At 62.3% G+C, this 20244-nt stretch carries 21 protein-coding genes; 15 read left to right on the forward strand and 6 right to left on the reverse strand.

Annotation, left to right across the window (positions count from 1 at the left end):
* Positions 1-9: 9 nt before the first annotated feature.
* From ACRY_RS01925 to ACRY_RS01960, 10 genes are read left to right on the forward strand one after another with little or no spacing between them, the layout of a single operon-like run.
* Positions 10-768: a type IV secretion system protein gene (locus ACRY_RS01925; RefSeq protein ID WP_011930790.1), complete on the forward strand. Its 759-nt coding sequence runs from the start codon at positions 10-12 to the stop codon at positions 766-768.
* On the forward strand, positions 765-998 hold the full coding sequence (locus ACRY_RS18695) for a hypothetical protein (RefSeq protein ID WP_081432843.1): 234 nt from the start codon (positions 765-767) through the stop codon (positions 996-998). Before ACRY_RS01925 ends, ACRY_RS18695 begins: the two co-directional genes overlap by 4 nt.
* Complete coding sequence (locus ACRY_RS01930) at positions 998-1885, forward strand: type IV secretion system protein (protein WP_011930791.1); 888 nt, start codon at positions 998-1000, stop codon at positions 1883-1885. The genes ACRY_RS18695 and ACRY_RS01930 overlap by 1 nt, the downstream gene beginning before the upstream one ends.
* A gap of 38 nt (positions 1886-1923) precedes the next feature.
* Entirely contained in the window at positions 1924-2067 is a 144-nt protein-coding gene (locus ACRY_RS20320) for a type IV secretion system lipoprotein VirB7 (protein ID WP_138919288.1), read from the forward strand.
* Positions 2064-2765, forward strand: a complete 702-nt coding sequence (locus ACRY_RS01935) for a type IV secretion system protein VirB8 (RefSeq protein WP_011930792.1) — start codon at positions 2064-2066, stop codon at positions 2763-2765. The genes ACRY_RS20320 and ACRY_RS01935 overlap by 4 nt, the downstream gene beginning before the upstream one ends.
* Positions 2762-3652 carry a TrbG/VirB9 family P-type conjugative transfer protein gene (locus tag ACRY_RS01940; RefSeq protein ID WP_011930793.1) on the forward strand — a complete coding sequence of 297 codons (891 nt, stop codon included), beginning with the start codon at positions 2762-2764 and terminating at the stop codon, positions 3650-3652. Before ACRY_RS01935 ends, ACRY_RS01940 begins: the two co-directional genes overlap by 4 nt.
* Complete coding sequence (virB10, locus tag ACRY_RS01945; protein WP_011930794.1) at positions 3642-4778, forward strand: type IV secretion system protein VirB10; 1137 nt, start codon at positions 3642-3644, stop codon at positions 4776-4778. The genes ACRY_RS01940 and virB10 overlap by 11 nt, the downstream gene beginning before the upstream one ends.
* A complete protein-coding gene (locus ACRY_RS01950; protein ID WP_011930795.1) occupies positions 4775-5095 on the forward strand; it encodes a hypothetical protein in 321 nt (106 codons plus the stop codon). Before virB10 ends, ACRY_RS01950 begins: the two co-directional genes overlap by 4 nt.
* Positions 5092-6159, forward strand: a complete 1068-nt coding sequence (gene virB11 / locus ACRY_RS01955) for a P-type DNA transfer ATPase VirB11 (RefSeq protein ID WP_011930796.1) — start codon at positions 5092-5094, stop codon at positions 6157-6159. The genes ACRY_RS01950 and virB11 overlap by 4 nt, the downstream gene beginning before the upstream one ends.
* Complete coding sequence (locus tag ACRY_RS01960) at positions 6159-7979, forward strand: type IV secretory system conjugative DNA transfer family protein (RefSeq protein WP_011930797.1); 1821 nt, start codon at positions 6159-6161, stop codon at positions 7977-7979. Before virB11 ends, ACRY_RS01960 begins: the two co-directional genes overlap by 1 nt.
* Positions 7980-8106: 127 nt before the next feature.
* On the opposite strand, the gene ACRY_RS01965 is transcribed toward ACRY_RS01960, so the two are convergent.
* Entirely contained in the window at positions 8107-8589 is a 483-nt protein-coding gene (locus ACRY_RS01965; RefSeq protein ID WP_011930798.1) for an Lrp/AsnC family transcriptional regulator, read from the reverse strand.
* 77 nt (positions 8590-8666) lie between these two features.
* Here ACRY_RS01965 and ACRY_RS01970 point away from each other — a divergent pair, with 77 nt between their 5' ends.
* From ACRY_RS01970 to ACRY_RS01980, 3 genes are read left to right on the forward strand one after another with little or no spacing between them, the layout of a single operon-like run.
* Positions 8667-9707, forward strand: a complete 1041-nt coding sequence (locus tag ACRY_RS01970) for a pyridoxal-phosphate dependent enzyme (RefSeq protein WP_231295221.1) — start codon at positions 8667-8669, stop codon at positions 9705-9707.
* A complete protein-coding gene (locus tag ACRY_RS01975; protein WP_011930800.1) occupies positions 9704-10873 on the forward strand; it encodes an amidohydrolase in 1170 nt (389 codons plus the stop codon). Before ACRY_RS01970 ends, ACRY_RS01975 begins: the two co-directional genes overlap by 4 nt.
* Positions 10870-12183 (forward strand): Zn-dependent hydrolase, encoded by a 1314-nt coding sequence (locus ACRY_RS01980; protein ID WP_011930801.1) that lies wholly within the window; start codon positions 10870-10872, stop codon positions 12181-12183. Before ACRY_RS01975 ends, ACRY_RS01980 begins: the two co-directional genes overlap by 4 nt.
* A 96-nt stretch (positions 12184-12279) precedes the next feature.
* Here ACRY_RS01980 and ACRY_RS01985 read toward each other — a convergent pair whose 3' ends face one another.
* The gene (locus ACRY_RS01985; RefSeq protein ID WP_011930802.1) at positions 12280-13536 is read right to left on the reverse strand and encodes a Y-family DNA polymerase; all 1257 of its coding nucleotides are present in this window, start codon (positions 13534-13536) and stop codon (positions 12280-12282) included.
* Positions 13537-13541: 5 nt separating this feature from the next.
* A complete protein-coding gene (locus ACRY_RS01990) occupies positions 13542-13919 on the reverse strand; it encodes a LexA family protein (RefSeq protein WP_041665724.1) in 378 nt (125 codons plus the stop codon).
* A gap of 56 nt (positions 13920-13975) precedes the next feature.
* Here ACRY_RS01990 and ACRY_RS01995 point away from each other — a divergent pair, with 56 nt between their 5' ends.
* Positions 13976-14686 carry an SOS response-associated peptidase gene (locus ACRY_RS01995; RefSeq protein WP_011930804.1) on the forward strand — a complete coding sequence of 237 codons (711 nt, stop codon included), beginning with the start codon at positions 13976-13978 and terminating at the stop codon, positions 14684-14686.
* A gap of 232 nt (positions 14687-14918) precedes the next feature.
* Here the strand turns inward: ACRY_RS01995 and ACRY_RS18705 are convergent, their stop codons facing one another.
* Together ACRY_RS18705 and ACRY_RS02000 are read right to left on the reverse strand one after the other, a co-directional pair.
* Positions 14919-15518 carry a PEP-CTERM sorting domain-containing protein gene (locus ACRY_RS18705; RefSeq protein WP_013634985.1) on the reverse strand — a complete coding sequence of 200 codons (600 nt, stop codon included), beginning with the start codon at positions 15516-15518 and terminating at the stop codon, positions 14919-14921.
* Positions 15519-15545: 27 nt separating this feature from the next.
* A complete protein-coding gene (locus ACRY_RS02000) occupies positions 15546-16562 on the reverse strand; it encodes an IS1595-like element ISAcr1 family transposase (RefSeq protein ID WP_007421341.1) in 1017 nt (338 codons plus the stop codon).
* A gap of 392 nt (positions 16563-16954) precedes the next feature.
* Here ACRY_RS02000 and ACRY_RS18710 point away from each other — a divergent pair, with 392 nt between their 5' ends.
* Complete coding sequence (locus ACRY_RS18710; RefSeq protein ID WP_013634986.1) at positions 16955-17629, forward strand: PEP-CTERM sorting domain-containing protein; 675 nt, start codon at positions 16955-16957, stop codon at positions 17627-17629.
* A gap of 227 nt (positions 17630-17856) precedes the next feature.
* Here ACRY_RS18710 and ACRY_RS02005 read toward each other — a convergent pair whose 3' ends face one another.
* Complete coding sequence (locus ACRY_RS02005; protein WP_011930806.1) at positions 17857-20052, reverse strand: ATP-dependent RecD-like DNA helicase; 2196 nt, start codon at positions 20050-20052, stop codon at positions 17857-17859.
* Positions 20053-20244 lie beyond the last annotated feature (192 nt).

A 20244-nucleotide genomic window follows, 5' to 3' on the forward strand; every position in this document is an offset into this window, starting at 1 on the left:
GAGGACCAAATGCTCAAGCCCTCTCGCCGGCTCGGAATCGCCAGCGCGATCGCCATCCTCGGCTTTGCTTCACCCACCTTGGCGCAAGTCCCGGTGATCGATAGCGCCTCATTGGCGCAAATTGTCAACCAGCTAAATGAAGCCAAGCAGCAATATTCTGAACTCGTCAGCCAATATAATGAGCTGAAATCGACCTATAACGCACTCTCGCAGAACGTGAATCCGAACCAATGGGCGCAACAGCTCGATCAATCGGCCATGCAGGACACGGTGCCCAACACCAGCATCTTGCCAAACATGCTCGACGGGATCAGTCCGCCCTCCTCGCTGAGCGGCAATGTCGGCTCGCTCGCGCAACAATATTACAATATGAACAAGGTCTATATCCCGGCCGGCTCGGATTTCGGTTCAAAGCAGATCCAACAGGGCGCGAATGAGACCGCGAATTTCGAGGCGATCGCCACGCAAAATCTGCAATCGCTGGAAGCCCGCGAGCAAGAGCTGCCGCAGATTCAGAGCCAGCTGAACAGTGCCACGACGATTCAGCAGGTCGCCTCAATCCAGGCCCGCCTCTCCGCTGAACAGAACTATGTCCAGGCCCAACAGGCCCAGGCGCAAAACCTGCAACTATTGGCGTTCGAGGAGAACCGCGCAGGCCAGGAAGCAGCCGCACAAGAAAACGCACAGGGCGGCGAACAAACGCTCTCAACGCTGTGCGGCGATGCCCAAACTCTCGGCGGGGAGCCTTCGGCATGTCAGGGACAATGAAACTCATCATCTACGCCCTGATTGGTGCCGGCGTGATCGCAGGTGGCGGGGCTTACTACGTGTACGTCATTGCACCGCCAGCGGTGCAAAACAGACTCGTCCCACTGCCGAATAGTGGTCGTGAGACGAACTCTCAAATCGACGCCAGTATCAGGGCCAGTTGTTTGGCGGCGGGCAACAACGCCGTTCCAGCTTGCAAGCCTTATCTCGCTGAAAAGACCTCAAAATAATGAGCGTCCCCAACACGACCATCAATATCTTTGAGTTTATGTATAACCAGTACAGCACCGGGTTCCTGCAATCGCTGAATAGCGATGTTGGCTCCGCGTTGTCGGCGGCATTACCGCCTCTTTCCGCTGCCCTGGTCATCTGGGTCATCATCCTCGGATACCTCATGATGACCGGCAGCCTGGATATACGTTACGGCATCTCAAAGGTATCAACGATGGCGATCGTGGTGGGCATTATTGCTTCAACGTCGCTTTATGATTCCTACGTCCAGACTCTTTTCATGAAGTCGCTGCCGAGCTTTGTCGCCAGCACCTTTTCATCTGGGAATACGAGCAACATCCCACAAAGCCTTGATCAGACCTTCAATAATTTTTGGGTTGCCGGACAAATTATCTACAAAAAGGCAAACTGCGCGACCTGCGTGCTCGAACCATACGTGCTTGGCATCGAAATCGAGCTGGTTCTTGTCGTCTTTTTTATCGCCCTTGCCCTCGTGTTCGCGGTGTATCTCATCTCGACAACACTGACGGGCCTTCTCGTCGCCATCGGGCCATTCCTGCTGATCGGATATCTCTTTGAAGCCACAAAGGGCATCCCGGAACGCTGGCTCGGCAAGCTGATCGGCCTGGCGATCCTGTTGCTCCTGATAACGGCGCTTCTATCGCTGTTCACCGGCGGCATGACTGATTTTCTGAACACCAAGGTCTCGACCACGTTCACCGCCGACCCGGTGCAAACCGAAATCATCATCCTCGGCGAAATCGCCGCCTATACCGCCATCACGGCCTTCATCACGATCATGCTTCCCGGCATCGCCGCCTATATTGGCGGCGGTGTGGACTTCAATATTTCCGGGATCGTGAACCCAGCCAACTGGTTCAAATAATGAAGGGCTCACGCATGTTGTCTCGCCTGATTATCCTCATGTGCGCAGCCGGCCTACTGGCGGGCTGCGCGGCCAGTGACCCGCTAGCGACGGCTCACGGGCCGATGTTCGCCCTCAATCCCGGTCATTGGTCGCCAAGCGCGGCACAGTTGGCGCGACCGCCGCAGGTGCCCCACTCATGAACGCGGACATGAAAAACACGGCTTTGCCGATCGATAACGAACGGCTCGCCGCTTATTTCCAGGATGTCGAATCTTTCCAGGCCACTGAGAAGCGCACAGCCCGCCGTTGGGGCCGTGTGGGCTGGGTGGTGGCCGGCGTGTCCCTGGCGGTCAACGTGACCCTCGCGGGGGCGATCGTGATGATCCTGCCCCTCGAAAAGCTCGTGCCCGCCTTCATCATCGTGAAGTCAGACGGCACCACCAGCACCACCATGAATTTCAACAGCCTTCCCAGCGATGAGAAGGCGGCGATGACCAGGGCCGCGATCTGGCAATATGTCCGTGCCCGGGAAAGCTATGACTTCGCCGACGCGCAATATCGGTATGATGTTGCCTCGTTGATGTCCAACCCCACGGTGCAAGGCACCTACCAAAGCTGGTTCCTCGATAAAGGGCCAGGCAGCACCAGCCCGCAGGTCACGGTTGGTAAAAAGGGGCAGATCAGCGTCGCGATGGTGAGCATGTCCATGGTGCGGCCGAATGTCGCGCTCGTGCGCTTCCGCCGCACCGTGACGATGTACGGCTCAGTTCCGCAGACTTCGACATGGACGGCAACGGTCGGCTTTGAAAACGTCGCAACCCTGCCGGTTTCAGCCCGCCTCGCAGACCCCAGCGGGCTCATTGTGACCAACTACCAGGCCCAAAAGGATTCGCCATGACATGCGCGCGCAAACTCGCGGCCAGCGGGTTCCTCTGGCTCGGCATGATGGGGACGGCCCTCGCCATACAGTATCCCCATCCGGGGCACGAAGACCCCCGCGTTCGCTATGTGCCCTATCAGTCCGGCAACGTCACCGACATCTGGACCGCGCCAGGCGCGGCGCTGACGGTCCAGTTCGGCAGGAATGAAAAGGTCGTCTCCGTCGCGGAAAGCGATAGCGCCTATCTCAAGGTCGTCCCGGTCCAGAATTACCTTTTCATCAAGCCAACCGGCATTCTGCCGGCACAGCCGATCGCGGTCCTCTGCAAGACCAGCGACGGCAAGCTCCGGCATTACTTTTTCCAGTTCGAGACCGTGAACAAGCACCTCGGCGCCGGCGAGAATGTCGATTACGCCGTGGTGTTCACCTATCCGCACCAGGCGTATGAGCGCCGGCTTGCCAAGCGGAAGGCGGCCGAAGCGAAGGCTGTCCAGAAGGAGGCCAGGAGCCGCCTTGATGAAGCGCGCGCGGTCATGAACGCGGCGACGGTCGATCAATATCAGGGGCCGCGCAATTACGAATATGTCGCTCGTGGCGATCATCAGCTGGCACCCGCCGAGGTCTGGGACAACGGCTATTCAACCGTGTTCACCTTCCCGGCCATGCAGCGCATCCCGGCCATTTTCTACGTCCAGCCGGACGGCAAGGAGGCAACGGCCAACTATTCGGTCAACGGGAATACGGTCGTTGTGCCGGGCACCGCGCCAGAATGGCGGCTGCGCGATGGGCATACGGTCCTCGACATTTATGACCTCAAATACAACCCGACCGGCGCCACGCCAGGCACGCACACGATCAGCCCGGATGTCGAGCGCGAGATGAGGACATTCAACAATGGCAAATGAGGACACGCCCGACCGCCCTTATGGGCCGATACGTCACACCAACGCGGCGCCGTCGCCGGTTGAACAGGAACAATCTGCGGTCGCCAGCCAGCAGCGCCTCAGCGGGCGCCAGATCGGCGGCATTCTTCTGGCCTGCGCGCTCGGCGCTGGCGTCGTGCTCGTGGTGACCCGGCTCACCGCACATCATGAGCCAAAGCTCGCCCATAAGGCCGCCGTGACAGGCGGGACCGAGGGCCGGCCATTCGTCAACAATGCCAGCAGCGGCACGACGCCTTCCTCGAAACCTGCCGGACTCCCCCTGCCGCCAAAGCAGAACGCGGGGTTTCACAATCCGTTCCTGACGAATCAGCAGGAATCCCCAGCCATGAAGGCGCTCAAGGCACCGATCATGGCGTTCAACCAAACTGGCGGTGGATCATCCGCGCAACCTGCCAGCAATACCGTGGGCCAGAATGGCGCTCCCTCCGCGGGATCTGCGAAACCTACGGCCTTCGCGAACAAGCTCGATGCGGATCAATTCAGTGCGGCCGATGCCTCGATGATCGCGCATCCGAATTTCACGATCGCGGCCGGCACCATCATTCCCTGCACGCTGCAAACCGCGATCAATTCGACCCTGCCGGGCTTCGTCAAATGCGTGTTGCCGCAGCCGGTGCGCTCGATGACTGGCACGGTGACGTTGCTGGATAAGGGGACGCAGGTGCTGGGCGAGGTTCGCGAGGGCCTGGTGCAAGGCCAGGACCGACTTTTCATCCTCTGGGACCGCGCGGTGACACCGCAAAACGTCGCTATTCAGCTCGCCTCGCCGGCGGCCGATCCCCTCGGCCGGGCTGGCGTCTCGGGGGCCGTCAACAACCATTTCCTCGAACGGTTCGGCGCGGCGATCATGATGACGATCATCGGCGGCTCGTTGCAGGTCGCGGCGAACGCCGCCCAGAACAGCGCCGGCAACACGTATCTGGAATATATGAACTCCAGCACAAACCAGATCGCCAACACCACACTGCAACACACGATCGACATTCCGCCCACACTGACCAAGCACCAGGGCGAGAATGTCTCGATCTTCGTTGCCCGCGATCTGAATTTCTCCAAGGTCTATAAGCTGTCGGTTGTCTCGCCATGAGGGAGGGCTGGCGCACCCGCCTGGATCGCCTGACGCAGGCAGGGCAGCGGCTCAATCGCCATGTCGAAAAGACCGTCGTCAAATACGTTGAATGGCAAGATCGTCGCCACGCGCGCCGGCGGCAGAAATTTCTCAGGCAAGGCTGGCTCTACAGCACGCTTCTAGGGCTGTGGCTCGTCCTGATCATCTTGGAATTGCTCGGCCATCAATCAGCCGCGGTCATCCATAGCTCGGCCGGCCTCGGCCTGATCTTCCTGGCTCTTAAAATCTGGCACTCGGCCATGGTCATCAGGGCTAAAAAGCGGGGGGAATTATGAACGGCACCGATTTTTCCGATGACCTCGTGGCGGAAAGCCCGGCCGCGCCGCTGCTCCGCTTCCTGCTCGCCCCGCTGCAACCCTGGCTGAACGATGGGGCCACTGAGGAGCTGTGCATCAACCGGCCCGGCGAGTGCTGGGTGCGCCAGCGCGGCGTTTTTGAGCGGTTCAAGGTGCCCCTCGATCGCTCGGCGCTGGAGGATATTGCCGTGCTCGCCGGCGCGCTGCGCCGTCAGGATGTCGGCCCTACCTCGCCGCTTTGCTCCACCGAACTGCCAGGCGGCGAACGGCTGCAAATCTGCCTGCCGCCGGCCGTGCCCACCGGTACGGTCAGCCTGACAATCCGCCGGCCGGGCTCGACGGTCGCGCCGCTCTCCTCCGTCACCTCCAGGTATCAGTCGGACGGATGGAACAGTTGGGCGGAAAACCGGGACACCCGGAATTTCGCGGAAGCCCTGGACTACTACGATTCCGGCGATCTTGAGGGCTTCCTTGCGGCGGCCGTGCGCTGCCGCATGACCATCCTGCTCTGTGGCGCCACCGGCTCCGGCAAAACCACGATGAGCAAAACGCTGATCTCGGCGATCCCCATGGCAGAGCGGATCATCACGATCGAGGACACGGCGGAGCTTGTGATCCCGCAACCGAATCATGTCCGGCTGCTCTACTCGAAAGACGGCCTCTCCACCGCGAAAATCGACGCCGAGGCGCTGCTGCAGGCCAGCCTGCGCATGCGGCCAGATCGGGTGCTCCTGCAAGAGCTCCGCGACGATGCGGCATGGACCTATGTGAACGAGGTGGTTTCCGGGCATCCGGGCTCGATCACCACCATTCACGGCGCCAACCCGGCCCAGGCGTTCAAGAAGCTGTTTTCGCTCATCAAGGGATCCCCGAAGGGCGCTAGCTTCGATGACGCCACGCTTTGCGATCTGCTTGCGGCGGCTGTCGATCTCATCATCCCGTTCGAGACTTCCGGCACCACCTACCGGATCGGCAAGGTCTGGTTTGGCCCGGACGCGACCAGGCGCGGCGAAACAGCCGCCGCCCTCTTGCGGGCCGCCTGATGACCTGGCGCGGCGTGATGCGGCTCCTCGTTGGGCTGGTGCTCGGCCTGGTGTTCTTCTCCGTCCTCGCCACGATGATCTTCCTCATTGGAACCGGACTGTTCTGGCATTTCCGGCATCCGTTCTGGCAATGGTGGCTCTATCTTTTCGAGGCCAGCGGAGATCCTACTGTACGGGTCTGGCTGGTCATCAGCGGCGTGCCGGCCTTCGCGATCCCCTTCCTCGCCGGGGTCGTTCAGCTTGTGCGCGGCCGGCGCGTCACCGGCTGGTCACTGCGCCGCGATCACGCCCCGACAAAGCCCGTCGATGCGCCGATCCGTGCCCCAACCGACAACCATGGTCATGCCCGCTGGATGACGATGGAGGAGGCCCGCGCCAGGTTCCCGGGGCCAGCCCCGGAATATGGCGGGCTTGTCGTGGGCGAAGCGTATGAGGTTCACCGCGACAGCGTTGCCAGTATGCCGTTCAGGCCGAAGGATCGTTCAACCTGGGGGCAGGGGGGCAAGGCGCCCCTGCTGATCGATCCATGCGAGATTGGCTCGACCCATTGCATGATGTTCGCCGGATCGGGCGGCTACAAGACGACGACGGCCGTCTCCACGCTGCTGACATGGACCGGCTCGGCCATTGTCCTTGACCCCTCGGTGGAGCTGGGGCCGATGTTGCGCCAGGCGCGTGAGGACATGGGCCACAAGGTCTATATGCTCGATCCCCGCACGGCCCGCGAAGTCGGGTTCAATGTGCTCGACTGGGTCGATGTCTCCTCCCCCCTCGCGGAAATCGATGTTCAGGCCGTGGTTGAGTGGGTTTGCGGCGATACCAAAGCAGGCGGCGATGAAAACGCCTCCTTCTTCAAGAACAGCGGCAAGGAGCTGGTGACGGCGCTGCTCGCGCATATGCTCTGGGACGAACACCTGGAACCGCACGAAAAGACCTTGCGCGCCGTCCGCGCGGCCATCGTTACGCCCGAAAAGGAGCTGCGGAACGTCTTGGCCCATATTCACAAGAACTCGCAAAGCCGCCTCGCCCGCGATCTGGCCGGTAGCTTGAAGGACATTGTGGATGAGACCTTTAGCGGCATCTACAAGAACGCCACCCAGGACACGGCCTGGCTTTCAACCGCCGCCTATGCGGATCTCGTCTCCGGCAATGCGTTCCGTTGCGCTGAGCTGACGCTCGGCAAGACCACGGTTTTCATCAACATTCCCCTCAAGGCGCTCGATGCCACCCCGGCCGTCGCCCGCGTCATCACCGGCGCGCTGCTGAACGCGGCCTATGAAGCGGATGGCGTGATCGAAGGCCGCGTGTTGTTCCTGCTCGATGAGGCCGCCCGGCTTGGCCCCATGAAAATCCTCGAAACCGCCCGCGACTGCGCCCGGAAATACAAGATCACGCTGTTTCCGTTTTATCAGTCGATCGGCCAGCTTCGCGAGCTGTTCGGCCAGAACGGCCCGGCCAAGTGGTTTGAATCGGTCAGCTGGTATGGCTTCGCCGGCGTCAAAACCAAGGCCGTTGCCGAGGAGCTGGCTGCGGCGATCGGCGAATATGGCGTGCTGGCCTGGTCGGAAGGCTCGAACACCGGCAACTCGGCAAAGGGCCTGGAAGCAGGCACGCGCTCGACCGGCCAGACCAAAACCTATCATGAGCTGAAACGCCAACTCATCCGGGCCGAGGAAATCATGCACGACATGAGGGATGATGAGCAGATCATCTTCCCAAAATCCGGCCGGCCGCTGCGCTGCGGCCGGGCCATTTATTTTCGGCGGCCTGAGATGGCCGCACGTGTGGGCGAGAACCGCTTTGCCGTCAACGCAACTTAACCCAGGGGCGGGCAAGACGGGTAGGGAAGTGCCAAATTGAATATCTGCACACGATCCAAGAATGTCGTTCGCGAGCCGAGTAAGCGTTGCCGAAAGCAGCCGTTTACCACTTCGGCTACACGAACGGCTAAACACCGCAGACGGACAAGCTCCGATTGCTCAGGCCGGCAATCTCTCGAAGGGCGATTATGGTTTGGAATCCCTTGACGTTCGGATCATTATGGAACACGTCGCGGGCGAACCTCTCGTAAGCGCCCACGCCGCTGACTTGGAGCAAAAGCACGAAGTCGGCTTCACCGGTCGCATACCAGGCGCATTTGACCTCATCGCGCCCCCGCAGTTTCGCCTCGAAGGCGTCGAGAGCAGCGATGCCCTCGCGTTCGAGTGAAACCAGCACGTGGATGGTCAGGGGCGTTCCGAGCACCGCAGGGTGCACAATGGATACATCGGCAACAATCACGCCGCTTCGACGCAAGCGCCGCAACCGACGCAAAACCGCACTCTCGGAAAGCCCGACTTGGTCGGCCAGCACCCTGGCCGAGGTCTGATTGTTGACCTGGAGCTTCGAAAGCAAAGCCCGATCGAACTGATCGAGATCGACGGTTTCCATCGGCTACGCGTCCAAAAATGACGATATCCGTCTTATCACGCCTGAATTTAGGCGCCAACCGTTAGATGAAAACGGGCATGATTATGGTTATGAACGCAACAACCGAAACTCCCCGCACCTCCGGCATTGCCTCGGATCTCGCCCGCCTCTCGCCGGATTACGCGCCGACGCCGCTACTCGAGCTGCCTGCCTTGGCCAGAAGGCTGGGCGTCGCCCAGGTGCTGGCGAAAGACGAAGGGTGCCGCATGCTCGGCAGCTTCAAGTCGCTCGGTGGCACCTATGCCGGGCTTCGCGCACTGGCGCGTGCTGCGAACACGGACATCGCCGCGCTGATCGCCACACGTCCGGGCGGGCAGCCTACCCTGGTCTGCGCCAGCGACGGCAACCATGGCCTGGCGGTCGCGGCCGCAGCGCGCTTCGCCGGGGCTAGCGCCCGCGTCTACCTGCACAGCAGCGTACCCCAATCCCGTGCCAAGCGGATCGAGGCGCAAGGCGCCGAGGTGATCTGGGTCCAGGGCACCTACGACGACGCGGTGCACGAAGCTGCCGAGGCGGCCCGTAACGAGGTTGGGATTCTCGTGGCCGACACCACGGACGATCCGAACGACCCGGTGGTGCGCGACGTGATGGCGGGCTACGGCGTCATGGCCGCCGAAATCCGCGCCCAGGTGGAAGCCGCCGGTCACGCGCGGCCCACGCACCTGTTCGTCCAGGCTGGCGTCGGCGGCCTCGCCGCCGTCATGGCCAAAGGCCTGGGCGACTGGCTTGCGGCACCGGGCCGGATCATCGTCGTCGAGCCCGAGACTGCGCCCGCCGTGGCCGCCGCTCTTACCGCAGGCACGATCATCCGTGTCCAAGGTGACCTGGAGACGACCGCGGAAATGCTGTCCTGCGGCGAGGCCAGCGCCCCCGCACTCGAAACCCTGCGACGGCACCGCGTGGAAGCGATCACCGTCTCTGAAGCCACCCTCGACGAGGCCCCGCTCCTCCTGCGCGACTGCGGCGGCCCAGCGACGACGTCTTCCGGCGCCGCAAGCCTGGCGGGCGCCCTCGCACGGCCCGGCCTCCCGGCGGATGCCAGGGTGCTGATCCTCGTCACCGAAGGGGTGCCGGCATGATGACCGACGACGCCTTCTGGGCCGAACTCCGCGCCTGGCGCCGCGACTTTCACGCCCACCCGGAATTCGGCTTCGAGGAACGGCGGACGAGCCGCCTGGTGGCAGAGCGTCTGCGTTCCTTCGGCATCACCGACATCGTCGAAGGCGTCGGCGGCACCGGCGTAGTCGCTACGCTTACCCGGGGTAGCGGCAACCGCGCCATCGCCTTGCGTGCCGACATGGATGCGCTGCGCATCGAGGAGAAGTCAGACCTCGCCTATCGGTCGCAGGTGCCCGGCGTGATGCACGCCTGCGGCCATGACGGGCACACCACGATGCTACTCGGCGCAGCCAAGCTACTCGCCGCCGAAGGCGGCTTCGACGGCTCCGTCCGTTTCGTGTTCCAACCAGCCGAGGAATGGGGCAAGGGCGCGCTCGCCATGCTCGCCGACGGGCTCACCGAACGGTTCCCATTCGAGGAGATCTACGCGCTCCACAACAAGGCGGGCCTGCCGGTTGGCAAGTTCCAGGCCCGCGTAGGGACAACCATGTCGGCCGAGGACAATTTTGAGATCGTCCTGCGCGGCATGGGGGGCCATGCCTCGCGCCCGCAAGACGGTCGCGAGGTGCTCGTCGCCGCCTGCGCGCTCGTGGTCAACCTCCAGACGATCGTATCCCGCCGTGTGGCGCCGACCGACTCGGCCGTGGTGTCCGTGACCGAGCTGCTGACCGACGGCACACGCAACGCCCTGCCCAGCACGGCCCGCATCCTGGGCGACGCGCGGAGCTTCCAAACGGTGGTGAGCGAGACGATCGAGGCGGAACTGCGCCGCATCGCCACGGGCACCGCCGCTAGCTACGACGTAGGCTGCGACGTGACCTACACGCGCGAGTTCGTGCCGACCGTCAACGATCCCGTCGCGACCGCGGCGGCGCTCGCGGCCGCCCGCACCGTGCTGGGCGAGGAGAACGTTACACTAGCCGATCAACCAGGCACCGGGTCTGAGGACTTCGCCCGCTTCCTGCAGCACGCGCCGGGTTGCTACGCCTTCATCGGCAACGGCGAGGGCTCCGTCCCAGCCCACCACCCCGAATTCGACTTCAACGACGACGCGCTGCCGACAGGAACGGGCTTCTTTGTCCAGATCGTCCGCGACCGGCTCGCGACCCGGCCGACGCAGCCGTGACCGGCCCCCGCATCAACGCCGAACGCTTGCTCGGCCGCCTCCGCACGCTCGGTAACATTGGCCGCGACGAGGGACGGCTCACCCGCCTCGCCGCCTCGGACAGCGACCGCGCCGGCCGCGACGCCGTGGTGGGCTGGATGCACGACGCCGGGCTGGAGGTCATGGTCGACCGCATCGGCAACCTGTTCGGCATCTGGCACGCCGGTGACGCCAATTCCGCGCCGCTCATGCTGGGCTCGCACATCGACACGGTCATCGACGCCGGAATCTACGACGGATGCTACGGCGTGGTGGGTGGGCTAGAGGTGGTCCAAACGTTGAGGGAGGCCGGCGTGAAGCCGGACCGGCCTGTCGTGATCGCGGCCTTCACCAACGAAGAGGGCGTGCGCTACGCCCCGGACATGATGGGGTCCCTCGTCTATGCCGGCGGCCTCGGCGTGGCCGAGGCGCTTGCCACCGTCGGCACCGATGGCACGGTGTTGGGCGAGGAACTCGCCCGCATCGGCTATGCCGGCCCGCACGAGCCCGGCTTCCTGCGCCCGCATGCCTATCTGGAGCTGCACATCGAGCAGGGGCCGATTCTGGACCGCGAAGGTGTTGCGATCGGCGCCGTCGAGAACCTGCAGGGCATCTCCTGGCAGCGCGTGACGATCGACGGCGTGGCGAATCATGCCGGCACCACGCCGATGGCGATGCGCCGCGACGCCGGACAAGCCGCCGCACGGGTTGTGACTTTCCTACGCGACCTGATCTCGCAAACCAACGCCCCGACCGTCGCGACGGTGGGCTGCATGGCGTTCGAGCCGAACGCCATCAACGTCATCCCGTCCCGGGCCGTGTTCACTGTCGACCTACGCGACCCCGACGAGGATCGCCTGCGCGCGGCAGAGGCGACCCTCGCGCGATACCTCGAAAGTCTGGCCGACGCCGAAGGGGTCACTGTCGTCGTCGAACGTCTCGCCCAGTTCGACCCGGTGACCTTCGACCCGGCCATCGTCGCGGCCATTGAAGCCGCGGCCGCCGAGAATGGCCTACGCTCCCGCCGCATGACGTCAGGAGCCGGACACGACGCGCAGATGATCGCCCGCCTCTGCCCCGCCGCAATGATCTTCGTGCCCAGCCTCAAGGGCATCAGCCACAATCCGCGGGAGCACACACAAGCTGCCGATCTGCAGGCCGGGGCCAATGTTCTGCTCGACGTCATCCGCAAGCTCACACACGTAGCCTCCGGCGAGGCACGATCCTTCTCGCAACAGAACTCAAAGTTGGGCTTCGCTTACGACGATTCGTTCACAAAAGAGGGCATCTGAAGCGATTGAGTTAACTCGAGCGGCCGCTTGTTGAAGCTGGGAAACAACAGCGGACAGTTCGCTTCCCACCCAAACCGGACATAAATGAAGCCCACGTTAAAACGAATTCGCGACCAGCATTTCCCCGGCTTGCGTCGTGTATCGGGGGGAGAGATTTTGCCGGCGTGCGCCCCATGATGGGGATGTGGCCGTCGAAGCGATCCGCAGGGTTCCGCGCCCGAACCGGGCGTTGATCGCATCCATAGCTTTCATTGCGGCGGCCGATTGGTCACGGTCGAAGCTGGCGAACAGAACGGCCTGGCGCCGCGCCGGCGCCAGATCCTGCAACATCACCCCCGCCTTGAAATACCGGTATCCAGGATGCCAGACGGCCCGCAACAGCCTGATCGCCTCGCCGATCAACAGACCGGTATCGGCCGTGGGCTCGATCTTGCCCTGGCGCTGCGCCGAATACCACGGGTCACCGTTATGGGGGTTGGTATGGGTGAAGACCGTGATCTGGCCCGCCTCAAGCCCCTCGGCGCGGAGCTTCTCCGCCGCGCGCGCGGCGAAGGTACAGATGGCCTCGCGCAGTTCAGCCGGCCTGTCGATCATGTGTCCGAAGCTGCGGCTTACCGCGATTCCCTTCCGTGTTGGCGCCATTAGCGATAGCGGCAGGCAGGAGGCGCCCCTCAACTCTGTCTGTACCCTAGCGCCGGTGACGGTCAGCATGTCGCGCACCGCGCGCGGATCCGCCCGCACGAAATCCGCGATCGTGGTGATCCCCGCCGCGGCGAGTTTTGCCCCGACCTGGCCGCCGATGCCCCAGACCTCGGCGATAGGCAGCCGTTCGTAGTGCCGCGCCCGGAGCTCCGGATCGCGTAGGTCGCACACGCCACCGAGCGCCGTCTCCTTTTTCGCGATCTTGTTGGCGAGCTTGGCGATCGTCTTGGTCGGGCCGATCCCGACACAGGTGGGGATCTTGGCGATCTGTCGGACATCGCGCCGGAGATCGCGACAGAACCGGTCGAGATCGGGGATACCATCGAGATCGAGGAACATCTCGTCGATCGAATAGGGCTCAACCTGCGGCACCCGTTCAGTGAGCACGTCGTAGACCCGGCGGCTCATGTCGCCGTAAAGGGCGTAGTTGCTCGACCGCCATTCGACGGCCCTGCTCTCCGGGCGCTTGCGGAACAGGTGCCAGGGCTCGCCCATCTTGATCCCGAGCGCCTTGGCCTCCGGCGTTCGGGCGATGGCGCAGCCGTCATTGTTGGACAGCACCACAAGCGGGCGGGAGCGCAGTTCCGGCGCAAACGCCTGCTCGGCTGAGCAATAGAAGGAATTGCCGTCGATTAGCCCGAAAGTCGGCATTGCGATCAGACCTGAGTTCGCACCAGGCCGGTGATCACCGCCCAGATTTCGGCGTCATCGCCCTCGACGGGGAGGGGCTCGGTGCCGGCGCGGCCGGAGAGCAGTTGCCACTGCCCGTTGCGCCAGGCGAGCTGCGCGACCAGCACGTCGCCGGCCAGCATCACCACCGCGACCTTGCCGGGCGCCGGCGGTGTGGCGGCATCGGCGATCAGGATATCGCCGGAGAAGATGCCGCGGCTGGTCAGCGCATCGCCGGCTACGCGCACGGGGTAGCGGCTGGGCCGGCGGAGATCGAGGATCTCGGACAGATCGATCGGTCCCTCCAGGCTATCACCTGCGGGGCTGACGAAACCTGTGGTATTCCCGCCTGTGTAGCTTCCCATGTACACCTCCATCGGTCAGAACATATGGAGAACATTTCAGGAGAGCAAGAGGCGCCATGTGCGGACGTTTTGCAGCCTTCCAGCCGGTTGAAGCGATCCGCAAGCTGTTCGGGGCGGTCAATTCAGCGCCGGCAGATGCACGGCCGTCCTGGAATATCGCCCCGTCACAGCGGGCGCTGGTTGTCCGCCGACATCCTGAAACCGGCGAGCGGCGCATCGACCTCCTGAGCTGGGGTCTGGTGCCGCACTGGACCAAGGATCTCAAGGAGGCCCGCCGGCCGATCAACGCACGTGCTGAGACCTTGGCAACCTCGCCGATGTTCAAGCCGGCGTTCGCGTCCCGGCGCTGCCTGGTGCCGGTCGACGCCTGGTATGAGTGGCAGGTGACGCCAGACGGCAAGCGGCCGTTCGCCTTTGCCCGCACGGATCGCGCGACGATGGCTTTCGCCGGCCTCTGGGAAAGCTGGGTCACGCCGGGTACGGGGAAAGTGCTCCGCACCTTCACCATCATTACCACGTCCGCCAATGCCATGGCCGCGCCAGTGCATGACCGCATGCCGGTTATCCTCGATGCAGACGATTGGCCGCTCTGGCTTGGCGAAAGGACAGGGGAGCCGGCTGCTTTACTCCGGCCGGCTCCGGATATGATGATCGAGGCATGGCCCGTCGGGCGATCTGTCAACTCGCCCCAGAATAACGGCCTGGAACTCCTTTCGCTGCTTGCTGAACATAAAGACTTGTATCTAACCAATCCGGCAGATGGTTGATTGGCAGTGCCGCTCCAGTGACAGCATCATCGATGACGATATGGGCATAAAGGACGTGCTGCGCGGCGGTCCCGATGAAGGATCGTTGGCAAAAAAAATCCCGAAATCCTCATACAGTTACGCACCGGACTTCTGCATCTGAATCCCCCGCTTATGGCCTATGGGGAGGATGTGGTGCGAAATTCTTGATTTTTGGAAATCCTCCCCTTAAGCCGTAGCAGTCATACCTCTATCAGAGGAATCGTTTAGAGAGTTTGAACCGCCCGACCAAACCAAGGCCGATAAGGCCAGTGCCAAGTAGAAGAAGGGAGCCGGGTTCTGGCACTGGTGTTGGTGTCGGTGTCAGGGGTTTTGATACAAGATCATAGTTATTTTTTGTTCCAACCCAGTTAATCTTGAAATCTGGGCTGTACCCTGAAAATAAACCAGATGATAATGTAACATAGAATGTATAATTAATGCTGCTGTCTGCTGGCAATGCCGGACCTTGTGGTGTTGTTTCGGCCGCAAAGCAGTAAAAGTTTCCCTTTCCATTACAGCCGTTTGCGTTCAATCCTCCCGATAATTCTGTGAATCCCGATGGGGCTGCAGCACTTGCGAAATTTGATGGGGGATTAAGAGCAAAAGACTGTACACCATACCGCCCACCCTCTGCATCGGAAGGGCCATTTATGCCCGCTATATTAAGGGTGAACTGATCCGTTAAGGGATTGGCTGTTGCTGATTCGGACAGCGTATAGGTTATGCCATCGGCGATCAGGCTGGCGTGCGCTCCGGCCGTTGTAAGCCCCAGTACGACGATGGCGCTGGCAATATGGCGAAACTTCAACATGAAGAACGTTCCTTGCCTATCCGGTTGTTACCCACACCCACTAAATGTAGGGTGTGTCCATTCCCCGGAATAAAGCTCGTCAAAGGTTGGTGCGGCTGCCCTACCCGCGATTCCGAGCAGCGAGCGGAACGCGTTGAAGGGATAGAGGCGCCGGTTGAACCGAAACGTGAATTCATTGAGGTAGGCTTGTAGATGTTTGGCGCTGACCCCGTGATGGATGCCGTTGATCCAGGTCTTCAGGTTGGTAAAGACCAAGTGGACGATCGGCAGGAATTCTTCTGCCACCTCCGGGTCGCCGCATTCGGCGATTGCATGGTGGTCGAACCCGCGCCTTCCGAGACCGGCATAGCCGCTCCAGTCGTCGGTAACGATCAGCGATCCGGGAGCAACGGCGTTTTCGACGAATCCGCAGAGCGAATTGGCGCTACGGTCGGGGACAACAGCGAGACGAACGCGTCCCGCGTAGCGACCGTCTTTCCGATTGTCGAGCTTGGTTCCCGGTTTCCGGTGGCGCACCTCCACGGCACAGGCGACGAGAACCTTGTGATGGACACCCCGTCCATCGCCTCGGGTTCGTCCTCCAACCCACGTTTCATCCACTTCGACGTGTTCTTGCGGCGTGTCGCCAATCTTGTCGCGCTCGGGGCGCACCATCCCGGCGCGCAGCTTATGAAGGATGCCGAAGGCGGTCTCGTAGCGCGACAGGCCGAGTTGCCGCTGAAATTGGACGGCCGACATTCCGGGCGTCTGGCTGGCGATCAAGTAAGCCGCCCAGAACCAAGTCGACAGCGGCGTGTGACTGCGTTCCATAACGGTCCCAGCCATCAGGCTTACGTCTTTGCGACAGGCCCGGCAGCGCAGAACGCCCGGGCGCGCCTCGAAACGGAACGGCTCGCCAACGACGCCGCACCTTGGGCAGGCGAACCCTCCATTCCAGCGGGCGCTTTCGAGATAGGCGGCACAGGCCGCGTCGTTCGGGAAAATACGCTGGAATTCCGGCAGAGACTGCGGGAACGGCAGGTCTTCACGGGCCAGGACATCCATGCCCAACACTAGATCTAGTAGGTATGGGAGTCAACCGGATAGGCAAGGTTTGAACTGACCGCATTCAAAGCGGCAGAAAGTACAGGAAGGGCCAAGGCCGGCGAGCAAAAGGTCATTGAGACTGATCGGAAAGGCTTGGCTGGCCCAAGATCCCGTTCGCTGCATCAGACCATGCGTGGCCTCCGAGGTCGCGTGACGCGCTGATCATAGATATCAATCTGAAAGACCTTGGCGGCCGATTGAAATAAAATTCTGTCAGAAAATTTTACACATCTGAGTGCTGGTTCTTTTAATGAAAAATAAGTCATTGGAATTATTTGGTAAATTGATATGGCCCGAAACTTGCTGGGAAAAAACTGTCTAACCCCCCATTACACAAGGATGTATTTGTCATGTCTCTCAAATTTGCCACGATCGCGGCCTGCGCCGTAGGGGGATTGATGATGGGCTCAGGCGTTGCCCACGCGACCCCCTCGCTCGATTTCTCGGTTCAGGCATGGACTGCGCAAACGCCGAATTCCGGTAGCGCCAGCTCTAATCAGCAGGCCCTGCCAAGCAACCCGATAATCTCTGCCACCAACGCATTCTTTACCGGGAATTTCCTGGGTTTGCCGAACTGGCAAGACAACTCCCAAAATACAAATACACTCAACGACTTTACCAATAATCTGACCGGATTCAGTAACGTCAAATATTACAATGGCAATTCTGGCACAACGGTACTGAGCACTGGGGGATTTGGTTCGGCCACGCTGTTCGACCTGACTTTCACCCTCAACCACACGCTGAGTGCCACCGTCACGCATGATGATGGTTTCAGCCTGTGGAATGCAACCAACACAGGTAATGCCCTCTTTAACTATGCCCACCCCACTAGCGCTGTTCCTGACAGCATCAGCGTTGGTCCAGGCACCTATAATCTCTGGTATCTCGAGGCAAACGGTGCCCCGGCACAGCTGACGTTCTCGAACGTCAAGGTTCCGGAACCGGGCTCACTGTTGCTGCTCGGTACTGGCTTGGTCGGACTTGGTCTGATCTTGCGCCGTCGCCGCTCGCGCACGGCGTAATCAGCCGCAACGATGCTTTTCGACAGGCGGTGGCAGCACCGCCTGTTTTTTGTGTCCTCTTCTGCGGTTACAGGCGTGAAATGTGGCCCGCACCAGAACCTGCATTATGGAACTTCACGGCAAGTCGCCGGCAACTCACAGTCCAATTCGGCCGTGTATTTCTGCGCCTTATGAATATCCCTGCAGCAGCGACAATCAAACAATGCGATACCGTCATTTCTGCCCCCTCATCCTGACAGCCACTCTCTGAGCTTCGACCATCGGCGCCGCCCCGAGACATTCCGCACGGCGATGGCGACAGCACGCCGACTGCCGACCAGAACGACTAGCCGCCGGCCGCGCGTGATGCCGGTGTAGAGCAGGTTCCGCTGCAGCATCACGTAGTGCTGGGTCAGCACCGGAATGACGACGGCAGGGTATTCCGAGCCCTGGGACTTGTGGATCGTCGCCGCATAGGCCGGCACAAGCCCGTCCAGCTCGCCGAGACCGTAGACCACCTCCCGTCCATCGAAGCCGACGCCAACCTCCCCGGCCTCCGCATCGACCCGGGCAATAAAGCCGATATCGCCGTTGTAGACCTCCCGGTCGTAGTCGTTCTCGATCTGCATGACCTTGTCGCCGGGAGCATAGGTCCAGCCGAATCGCTCGACCCGCGGTTCCGCCGCGCCGTTCAGCGCCGCCTGCAGGGTGATGTTGAGTGACCGCGCGCCGACCCCACCCCGGGCCATCGGACAGAGCACCTGGATGTCGCGGATCGGATCCAGTCCAAACCGGTGCGGAATCCGCGTCTTCACCAGCTCCACGATGCGCTCGACCGCCGTCTCCGGCTCGTCGGCCGCCACGAAATGGAAATCGCTCTCGGGATCGGCGCGGCCGAGATCGGGGATCTCCCCGCGATTGACGCTATGCGCCACGGTGATGATCCGGCTCGCCGATGCCTGGCGGAAGATCTCCGTCAGCCGCACCACCGGTACCGCGCCAGACCCGATCAGATCGGCGAGCACCTGCCCCGGTCCCACCGAGGGAAGCTGGTCGACATCTCCCACCACCAGCAGCGCTGCCTCGTCGGGGATCGCCCTGGTCAGCGCATGCATCAACGGCACGTCCACCATCGAGGTCTCGTCGATCACCAGAAGGTCGCATTCCAGAGGATGGTCGACGCCGCGGCGGAAACTACCGCTCGCAGGATCTACCTCGAGCAGGCGGTGGATCGTCTTCGCCTCGCCCCCCGTCGTCTCGGCAAGGCGCTTGGCTGCCCGGCCGGTCGGCGCGGCGAGCAGAATGCGGACGGATTTCGCAGCGAGGATCCGCAGGATCGCCCGGACGATCGTGGTCTTGCCGACACCCGGTCCGCCGGTGATCACCAACAGCTTCGCGGTCAGCGCCAGCCGCACCGCCTCACTCTGGCTCGTCGCCAGATTCATGCCGAGATGGCTTTCCACCCAGCCGATCGCCTTGTCCGCATCGATCGATGGCCAGGGCGTTGCACCAGAGGCAACAATCCGCAGCCGTTCGGCGATACCCTGCTCCGCCCGATACAAGCCGGCCAGGAACACACAGTCAGTCCCCGCCACCTGATCGGCGATCACCGTGCCCTCTGCCAGTTCGAGGTCGAGTGCCGTCCCGATCAGCGGCGCCGGCACCTCGAGCAACGTTTCGGCGAGCGAGACCAGTTCGCCGGCCGGTAGGCCACAATGGCCATCATCCATTGCCGTCGCCAGCGCATGACCGATGCCAGCACGCACACGGATCATCGCGTCCCTGGCGATGCCAAGCTTCTCCGCGATCGCATCCGCTGTCCGGAAACCGATCCCCCTGATGTCCCGCGCCAGACGATACGGGTTCTCGCTCATCACCTGCACCGCGTCGGCGCCGTAGGTCTTGAAGATCCGCACGGCGCGGGCCGTGCTCACCCCATGGCTGTGCAGGAACACCATGATCTCCCGCACCACCTTCTGCTCGGCCCAGGCATTGACGATCCGCCCGGCCCGCACCGCGCCGATACCCGGCACCTCGCGCAGGCGCTCGGGCTTTGCCTCGATCACGTCGAACACCGTCTCGCCGAAGGCTCGGATCAGTTTCTTCGCATACACCGGCCCGATGCCGCGGATCATGCCCGAGGCCAGATAGCGCTCGATCCCCTCGGCCGTGGTCGGCGCCGATGTCCGCAGGAACCGCGCCCGGAATTGCTGGCCATGAACCCGGTCGTTCACCCACTCGCCGCTCGCCGTCAGCCACTCGCCAGCGCTGATCGTCGCGGCATGCCCGATGACTGTAACGAGATCACGGTGCCCCCGGGCTTTCACCCGCAACACGCAAAAGCCGTTCTCGACATTGTGGAACGTCACCCGCTCAACCAGGCCAGCGAGGACCTCGCGATCGGGTGTCTGAGCAGGGGCAGTGGCAATAAAATGGTTCCCCATCACCCCATGCGACGCTGTCTTCCGGCGCCGGTCAAGTCAGTCGCAGGCGCGTCTGCTTACGCGGCGCGGCTCCAAGGGGAGGGGCAAAAAAATGGCGGCCATTGAGGCCGCCAAGTTTAGGGAGGAAACGTCCAAAAAGGCGAGGCAGTGCCTCGCACAGGACCGATATAGCGCGGCAGGACGCAGTCGTCT

Origin of the sequence: Acidiphilium cryptum JF-5 (assembly GCF_000016725.1) — a bacterium.
Classification (GTDB): domain Bacteria; phylum Pseudomonadota; class Alphaproteobacteria; order Acetobacterales; family Acetobacteraceae; genus Acidiphilium; species Acidiphilium multivorum.

Bases quoted from the DNA above. Each gene is read 5' to 3' on its own strand.
- ACRY_RS01925 (WP_011930790.1), top strand. From the start codon at position 10: ATGCTCAAGCCCTCTCGCCGGCTCGGAATCGCCAGCGCGATCGCCATC.
- ACRY_RS18695 (WP_081432843.1), top strand. From the start codon at position 765: ATGAAACTCATCATCTACGCCCTGATTGGTGCCGGCGTGATCGCAGGT.
- ACRY_RS01930 (WP_011930791.1), top strand. From the start codon at position 998: ATGAGCGTCCCCAACACGACCATCAATATCTTTGAGTTTATGTATAAC.
- ACRY_RS20320 (WP_138919288.1), top strand. From the start codon at position 1,924: ATGTGCGCAGCCGGCCTACTGGCGGGCTGCGCGGCCAGTGACCCGCTA.
- ACRY_RS01935 (WP_011930792.1), top strand. From the start codon at position 2,064: ATGAACGCGGACATGAAAAACACGGCTTTGCCGATCGATAACGAACGG.
- ACRY_RS01940 (WP_011930793.1), top strand. From the start codon at position 2,762: ATGACATGCGCGCGCAAACTCGCGGCCAGCGGGTTCCTCTGGCTCGGC.
- virB10 (WP_011930794.1), top strand. From the start codon at position 3,642: ATGGCAAATGAGGACACGCCCGACCGCCCTTATGGGCCGATACGTCAC.
- ACRY_RS01950 (WP_011930795.1), top strand. From the start codon at position 4,775: ATGAGGGAGGGCTGGCGCACCCGCCTGGATCGCCTGACGCAGGCAGGG.
- virB11 (WP_011930796.1), top strand. From the start codon at position 5,092: ATGAACGGCACCGATTTTTCCGATGACCTCGTGGCGGAAAGCCCGGCC.
- ACRY_RS01960 (WP_011930797.1), top strand. From the start codon at position 6,159: ATGACCTGGCGCGGCGTGATGCGGCTCCTCGTTGGGCTGGTGCTCGGC.
- ACRY_RS01965 (WP_011930798.1), bottom strand. From the start codon at position 8,589: ATGGAAACCGTCGATCTCGATCAGTTCGATCGGGCTTTGCTTTCGAAG.
- ACRY_RS01970 (WP_231295221.1), top strand. From the start codon at position 8,667: ATGATTATGGTTATGAACGCAACAACCGAAACTCCCCGCACCTCCGGC.
- ACRY_RS01975 (WP_011930800.1), top strand. From the start codon at position 9,704: ATGATGACCGACGACGCCTTCTGGGCCGAACTCCGCGCCTGGCGCCGC.
- ACRY_RS01985 (WP_011930802.1), bottom strand. From the start codon at position 13,536: ATGCCGACTTTCGGGCTAATCGACGGCAATTCCTTCTATTGCTCAGCC.
- ACRY_RS01990 (WP_041665724.1), bottom strand. From the start codon at position 13,919: ATGGGAAGCTACACAGGCGGGAATACCACAGGTTTCGTCAGCCCCGCA.
- ACRY_RS01995 (WP_011930804.1), top strand. From the start codon at position 13,976: ATGTGCGGACGTTTTGCAGCCTTCCAGCCGGTTGAAGCGATCCGCAAG.
- ACRY_RS18705 (WP_013634985.1), bottom strand. From the start codon at position 15,518: ATGTTGAAGTTTCGCCATATTGCCAGCGCCATCGTCGTACTGGGGCTT.
- ACRY_RS02000 (WP_007421341.1), bottom strand. From the start codon at position 16,562: ATGGATGTCCTGGCCCGTGAAGACCTGCCGTTCCCGCAGTCTCTGCCG.
- ACRY_RS18710 (WP_013634986.1), top strand. From the start codon at position 16,955: ATGTCTCTCAAATTTGCCACGATCGCGGCCTGCGCCGTAGGGGGATTG.
- ACRY_RS02005 (WP_011930806.1), bottom strand. From the start codon at position 20,052: ATGGGGAACCATTTTATTGCCACTGCCCCTGCTCAGACACCCGATCGC.